This is a genomic window from Alkalibaculum sporogenes (assembly GCF_009362815.1).
Lineage (GTDB): Bacteria > Bacillota > Clostridia > Eubacteriales > Alkalibacteraceae > Alkalibaculum_A > Alkalibaculum_A sporogenes.
In genome coordinates this window covers 66,536-73,138 of the sequence record NZ_WHNX01000016.1, presented here as the reverse complement: position 1 = coordinate 73,138, position 6,603 = coordinate 66,536, and the positions used below count along the sequence as shown (strand labels likewise).

Sequence of the window (6,603 nt, the reverse complement as noted above, 5' to 3'; positions counted from 1 at the left end):
TTACTTTTGTTACTTTGTTGCTTACAACTTTCATCGTAAGTCTTATACTATTTTGTTTAGGTTGTGTGCACTATTCTATTTTCAAATACCTATGTTGTTGCTTTTGAAGTTTTCTAACTTATTTTGACTTGTTAATATTCATTTTTTATCAAGTTACCTTAAAGTTCATTTATTCTAGCTAATTGCTAGTTTCATACTTTATTTACACGCGACTCTTAAAATAATACATCAATTAAGATATTATGTCAACTTACTTTGTTATATAACTCACTATATCTCAATATATAGTATGTTACTTTATATATTAAGCATGTAAGTTGTTCATAATAATTTTTAAAATTATATTGTTTGAAATATAGTAAATGTTAATATTATTATTATAAAATATTTATATTCGACAAATAGTTGTAGTAATTTTCCAATATTATTCGTAACTTATCTCTAAATTATGTCTAATTATCAAAGAATAAGTAATAATGATTTAAAAAGATTGATATTTTTATGCATTAAATATTATAATTATAAAGAAACAATTTCTTATACTATAGTGTTATACTTTATAAATAATATTTAATAATAGCAATCAAATTCTTCTAGTCCATCTGACATAGAATTAGATAATTTTTAATGCTATTTGGAGGTGCAAAATGAGTAACAGAAAAGATAATAATGAAGATGATGAAAAAATTATTCTAGAAAGTGACCTTTATGATCGGCAGTATTTAGATGATGATCATATGAAAGAAAATAAAGTGCCATCTTCTTCTAAATCTAAAAAAAAGAAGAAATTAAAAAAGAAGAAGAAAAAGAATTTACTATTTTTCTTAAAATGGTTCACTATTCTATGTGTACTTTCTTTATTCCTTATCGGAGTAGTTGGTGCAGGTTTTGCGTATTCATGGATTAATGATTCAGAAGGCTTGGATCTGAGTAAGTTTGAGTACATAGAACCATCATCCGTTCTAGATAAAAATGGCGATTTTGATCAAGAATTACAAGGCAAAGAGAAAAGAGAAATAATAGATATAGATGAAATACCAGATATGGTTAAGAATGCCTTTATAGATATAGAGGATGAACGTTTCTATACTCATAGTGGCATTGATATTAGAGGTTTATTTAGAGCAGGAGTGGGGATTGTTACCTCTCAGTCTTTATCAGGACCAGGCGGGAGTACTATTACACAACAGTTAGTTAAGCTAACTCACCTATCCTCAGAAAAGAAAGTGGAAAGAAAAGTAGTAGAAATGTATCTTGCCATGCAACTAGAAAGACAATTTACTAAAGATCAAATTTTAGAAGCATACTTAAACAAAGTAGGTTTTGCAAATGCATGGGGTATTCAAGCTGCATCTAAGGTGTATTTTGATAAAAGCGTTGATGAATTAAGTGTTTCTCAAGCTGCGGTATTAGCTTCTATTATTAAAAGTCCAACACATTATAAGCCATACATTACTGAAGAAGTAGAAGAAGGCGTGTATGCGATAAAAAAAGATGATGACGGAGTAATTGTTCATAATGAAAATAATAAAAACCGTGCTTTAGCTGTAGTACAAAAAATGAAGGAATTAGGACATATAACTGACGAAGAATTTGACACTGCTACAGAAGAGTTGAAAAATAACGACTTTGCACTACAAGTACCCCCAAATGCAGAAATATACTCTTTCTTTACTGATGAGTTGTATATTAAAATTCTTGATGATTTAATGATCTCTGAAAATTTTTCTTTTGATACAAGAGAAGATGCAGAAAACTATCTGTTAAATTCTGGATTGAAAATCCACTCTACCAAAGATCCAAATGTCCAGAATGTATTAGATGAGAAATTTAATGATGATAGTCTATTTCCAAAACAATCAAATACCGCTAAGCGAGCTTCTGAAGCGCTTACAAAAGAACTGGGACAAGAGGTTAACCTTTTGCCAGAAGCAGCAATGACGGTTATCGACAACTCTAATGGCCATGTAGTGGGAATGATTGGCGGTAGAAATAAAGAAAAAAGTAGATCTTTGAATCGCGCTACTCAAAAATTCCAGGTAGGGTCTTCGACGAAACCACTTACTGTATATGCACCTGGTCTTGAAACAAAAAAGATAACACTTGCCACAACTTATGATGATGTACCTATTCAAATTGGATCATGGAAACCAACAAATGCTGGTGGGTATAATGGAATGACTACACTCAGGGAAGGTTTAAGAAAATCTACAAATACCTTAGCAGTTCAGTCATGGATGGATATAGGACTTCAAGACACTATAAAGTACGGTGAATTATTAGGACTTGAGTTTGTAAAAGAAGATGAGCAAGCGTCTTCACTAGCATTAGGTGGTTATACTTATGGTCAGTCTACTGTAGCAATGGCTAGTGCTTTCTCAACTTTTGCAAGTGAAGGTACTCGAAATGAACCAATCTTATACACTCATATAGAGGATAGAGATGGTAATATAGTTTTAGAAAATAAGCAAGAAAAAATAAGAGTATTTTCTGAACAAACGGCATTTTTGATTACAGATGTTTTAAAAACAGCTGTTAGAGGTGGAACCACATCACTTTCTGTACCAAATATGCAAATAGCAGGTAAAACAGGAACTACCAACAATCATATGCATGCGTATTTTACTGGTTACACACCTTACTATACTGCTGCTGTTTGGTATGGCTATGACCAGAACAAGGTTAAGGTCGGAGGTAAAGAGTATAATTTAAATATTGGACTTTCAGGTGGTTCAAGACCTATTGGTCCGGCACCAATGTGGCAAGCAGTAATGAGGGATATTCACAAAGGACTGAAGTCTAAAAATCTCCCAGGAAAGCCAGGAGGCATTGTAACTGCTAGCATTGATAGAGTTTCAGGAAAATTACCTACTGAATTTACATCAAGAGATCCTAGAGGATCCACTATTATTAGCGAAATGTTTATTAGTGGTACTGTACCAACAGAACATGACGATTTTCATGTGGAATTAACACTTTGCACAGTATCTGGCAAGCTTGCAACTGAATTCTGTCCTCATGACACAGTAGAAACTACTGTTAGATTTATAAAACCTGACAATCGTTTCCCAAGTGGTGTAAGACCAGTAAACCCAAACTATGTTCCTAAAAGTGAATCCGGTGTATTTGTACCTGGTAGCCAAAATCTTGAACAATGTGACATTCACAGTGCTAATAGTGTAATGAACATCCAAATATTTAAAGACAATTCACCTATAAGCAGTCTTTCCTTAAACGAAGGTGAATCTACTACTATTCAAATACGAGGTTCTACAATAAATAACAAGAATGTAAATAATTTAAAAGACTTAAATGTTTCTTCTAACAATAAGAATGTAACTGTAACTGCAAAAGGTAATGACACTTATACTATAACAGCTGTATCTGGTGGAAATTCGACTGTAACTGCAAAATTTGCTTTTACTGATAAGATATCTTATTCTGCTAGTATTTCAGTTACAATCAATAAAAGTGAACCTGAACCCGAACCACAACCAACTCCTACCCCACAACCTGAAGATCCCGTAAGTATTGAACCGGAGACAAACAACGGAAATAAGGAAAAGGAAAAATCAAATAAAGAAAAAGAACCTGAATAAAAAAAGGCGAGTAGAAACCACAGTTTCTACTCGCCTTTTCTAAATAAGAAAGCTTTATTTAAATATAGTACATAATAAAAGTATCATTTTTTAGATTTAGAATGAGAAAAAATAGATGCTAGATATCCAAATACTACTGCAGCTGATATACCACTGGCAGTCATACTTATTCCTCCACTAAATGCACCAATAATACCTTCCTTATCAACTGCTTCCATTGTACCTTTCGCTAAAGAGTAACCAAATCCTATTATTGGTACAGTAGCACCAGCTTGCCCAATCTTTACAATCTTCGGATAAATTCCTATAGCAGTTAAAAGAACACCCATGACAACATATAATACTAATATATGTGCCGGTAATAATTTTGTAGTATCCATAATTATTTGAGCAATTACACAAATAATACCACCTATAACAAAAACCCATATATAATCAACCATTACTTCGCCTCCTTACCTAACTCAGGTGTGTTTTCTATAGTAATAGCGTGGGCTATGCACGGTATAGTATCGCCCTGAAGAGTTGTAGTAGGAGAAAGTAATGCTCCAGTTGGTACAAAGAGTATTTTATTTAACTCTTTTTTATTAAGTTGGTCAAACAAATATCCAGAAAAAACAACTGCTGAACATCCTGCACCACTACCTCTAGCATGAGTATCTTGAGATTCATCGTATATTTCAACACCACAATCTGTGTAGTTTTTACTAACATCAAATCCTTCTCTCAGTAAAAGATCCATTGTTATATCTTTTCCAACAGTACCAAGGTCTCCTGTTATAATAAGATCGTAATCATCTGGTTTATACCCAGTGTCCTTAAAATGTGATAGTATCGTTTCTACGGCTGCTGGAGCCATAGCAGTACCCATATTATCAGCTTCCTTAATGCCATAGTCTTGAACAATGCCTGTAGTAACATGAGTAATATACGGAGGTTTAGAATTTTGTGTTAATAGCATTGAACCTGCCCCTGTTACTGTCCATTGAGCTGTCATCTTTCTTTGAACTCCGGATTCTAAAGGAGACCTGTACTGTCTTTCAGCACTGCTAAAATGACTTGACGCAGATACTACTATATTTAACGCAAATTCACCTGCAATAATACAAGAAGCTAATTGTATTGCCTCAGCAAATGTTGCACATGCACTGTATACTCCAAAATAAGGAATACCTAGTTTTTTTGCAGTAAAACTAGTGCTGATAATTTGATTTAATAAATCTCCTCCAATATAATAATCTATGTCACCACTCTTAAGCCTCTCTTTATGAAGCAATGTCTCTACAGACTCATTACAAAAATATTCTTCTGCCTTCTCAAAAGTTTTTTCTTTACATGTATCATCACATTCTACTTTATCAAAATAGTCTCTCAAAGGCCCTTCCCCTTCTTTAGGACCAACTATTGATGCAGTATTTAGTATTGTTGGAGGATTTTCAAACCTAATAGTTTGTCTTCCTAATCTGTTATTTTTCATTGCATTTCACCACCTTCTACTTAAAAAAATAATATATTATACCTACTATAACAGATGCTGACGTGCCATATACGAGTACTGGTCCAGCTAAAGAAAACATTTTTGCACCAACACCCATTACATAACCTTCTTTTTTATACTCCATAGCAGGAGCCACAATTGAGTTGGCAAAACCAGTTATAGGAACAATAGAACCTGCTCCTGCATGTTTTCCAATCTTATCGTAAATTCCTACAGAAGTTAAGAATGCACCTATAAAAATTAATATGATAATCTGAACTGTTGCAGCATCTTTCTCATTTAATTCTAAATGTTTTTTACTCATATCAAATAATAATTGTCCAAAAATGCAAATAGATCCTCCCCAAATAAAAGCATTAATACAATTCTTTAAGAGTGTCTGCTTTGGTTGTTTATCCTTTACATAATCCTTATACTCCTTATCTGTTTTTATTGATTTCATGTAAACCTCCAATTTATTTCCTTATATTTTATTTATCTTTATTATTTACACTTTAAACTTTTATATGATTAATAATTTTATGGATAAAAAAAAATGAGTTATATAAAAATATAGTAATAAAGCGTTTTAATGCTTATTTTTATATGATAGAAAAGTTTTTTTGACTAAGCTAAGTTAATGTTTCTAATTATATTGAGTAGAAAAGTAACTTAATCAATAAAAAAAGGTTATAACCTATTATTATGCAGATGCTCTTGGCATACATATCATTATAATAAGTCTAACCTATGTTATGAATAAAATTATTTGATTAATTATCCACTTAGATACTCTTTTAACTTGATTAAAATTTTCTTTTCTATGCGAGACACTTGAACTTGAGAAATGTTTAGATTTTCAGCAATTTCGTTTTGTGTTTTATCTTGAAAATATCGCATTACAACAATTTGCCTTTCTCTAGGTGGTAACCTAGATATTATTTCTTTTAAAGTAATTTTATCCAAAAAATTTTCCTCATGCTTTTCATCAGAACCTATCTTATCTATTAGCATTACTGGATTTCCATCATCATGATGAATCACCTCATATAGGTAGTCTGGAGCATAACAAGCTTCTAATGCCATTACTATTTCTTCCTTTTCAACACCAATTTCCTTTGCAATTTCTTCAATAGTTGGTTCTCTATTATTAAGATTAAAAAAGTTTTCTTTTATATAGTAGACCTTCTTATAAATACTCTTTAGATTTCTATTGACCTTTATTAGACCGTCATCTCTTAAAAATCTTTTTATCTCTCCCATAATCATGGGTACTGCATAAGTAGAAAATTTTACATCAAATGAAGTATTAAAGTTATCTACTGCCTTAATCAGACCAATACTTCCAATCTGAAATAGATCTTCTCTATCGTGACCACGATTGCTAAATTTATTAACAATACTATTTACTAAACCTATATTAGATGTGATTAGTACTTCTTTTGCTAGCTTGTCCCCACCTTGTGCTTTAATTATTAATTCTATAGTTTGTTCATGATCATTATACGAGTATCCTTCACTAATCAT

At 31.9% G+C, this 6,603-nt stretch carries 5 protein-coding genes; 1 reads left to right on the top strand and 4 read right to left on the bottom strand.

All coding sequences use genetic code 11. From position 1 onward, the window contains the following. The first annotated feature begins 647 nt into the window (after positions 1-647). Positions 648-3,599 (top strand): transglycosylase domain-containing protein, encoded by a 2,952-nt coding sequence (locus tag GC105_RS11100; protein ID WP_152804744.1) that lies wholly within the window; start codon positions 648-650, stop codon positions 3,597-3,599. Between the two features lie 83 nt (positions 3,600-3,682). Here the strand turns inward: GC105_RS11100 and spoVAE are convergent, their stop codons facing one another. The 4 genes from spoVAE to sigF all read right to left on the bottom strand — a co-directional run bounded on the left by spoVAE (position 3,683) and on the right by sigF (position 6,603). After that, on the bottom strand, positions 3,683-4,042 hold the full coding sequence (spoVAE, locus tag GC105_RS11095; RefSeq protein ID WP_152804742.1) for a stage V sporulation protein AE: 360 nt from the start codon (positions 4,040-4,042) through the stop codon (positions 3,683-3,685). Then, a complete protein-coding gene (gene spoVAD / locus GC105_RS11090) occupies positions 4,042-5,076 on the bottom strand; it encodes a stage V sporulation protein AD (RefSeq protein WP_152804740.1) in 1,035 nt (344 codons plus the stop codon). Before spoVAD ends, spoVAE begins: the two co-directional genes overlap by 1 nt. 16 nt (positions 5,077-5,092) lie before the next feature. Further along, on the bottom strand, positions 5,093-5,539 hold the full coding sequence (gene spoVAC / locus GC105_RS11085; RefSeq protein WP_152804738.1) for a stage V sporulation protein AC: 447 nt from the start codon (positions 5,537-5,539) through the stop codon (positions 5,093-5,095). A 314-nt stretch (positions 5,540-5,853) separates the two neighbouring features. Next, entirely contained in the window at positions 5,854-6,603 is a 750-nt protein-coding gene (gene sigF / locus GC105_RS11080) for an RNA polymerase sporulation sigma factor SigF (protein ID WP_152804736.1), read from the bottom strand.

Coding starts and splice junctions, on each gene's coding strand:
- GC105_RS11100 (WP_152804744.1), top strand. CDS start 648: ATGAGTAACAGAAAAGATAATAATGAAGATGATGAAAAAATTATTCTA.
- spoVAE (WP_152804742.1), bottom strand. CDS start 4,042: ATGGTTGATTATATATGGGTTTTTGTTATAGGTGGTATTATTTGTGTA.
- spoVAD (WP_152804740.1), bottom strand. CDS start 5,076: ATGAAAAATAACAGATTAGGAAGACAAACTATTAGGTTTGAAAATCCT.
- spoVAC (WP_152804738.1), bottom strand. CDS start 5,539: ATGAAATCAATAAAAACAGATAAGGAGTATAAGGATTATGTAAAGGAT.
- sigF (WP_152804736.1), bottom strand. CDS start 6,603: ATGATTAGTGAAGGATACTCGTATAATGATCATGAACAAACTATAGAA.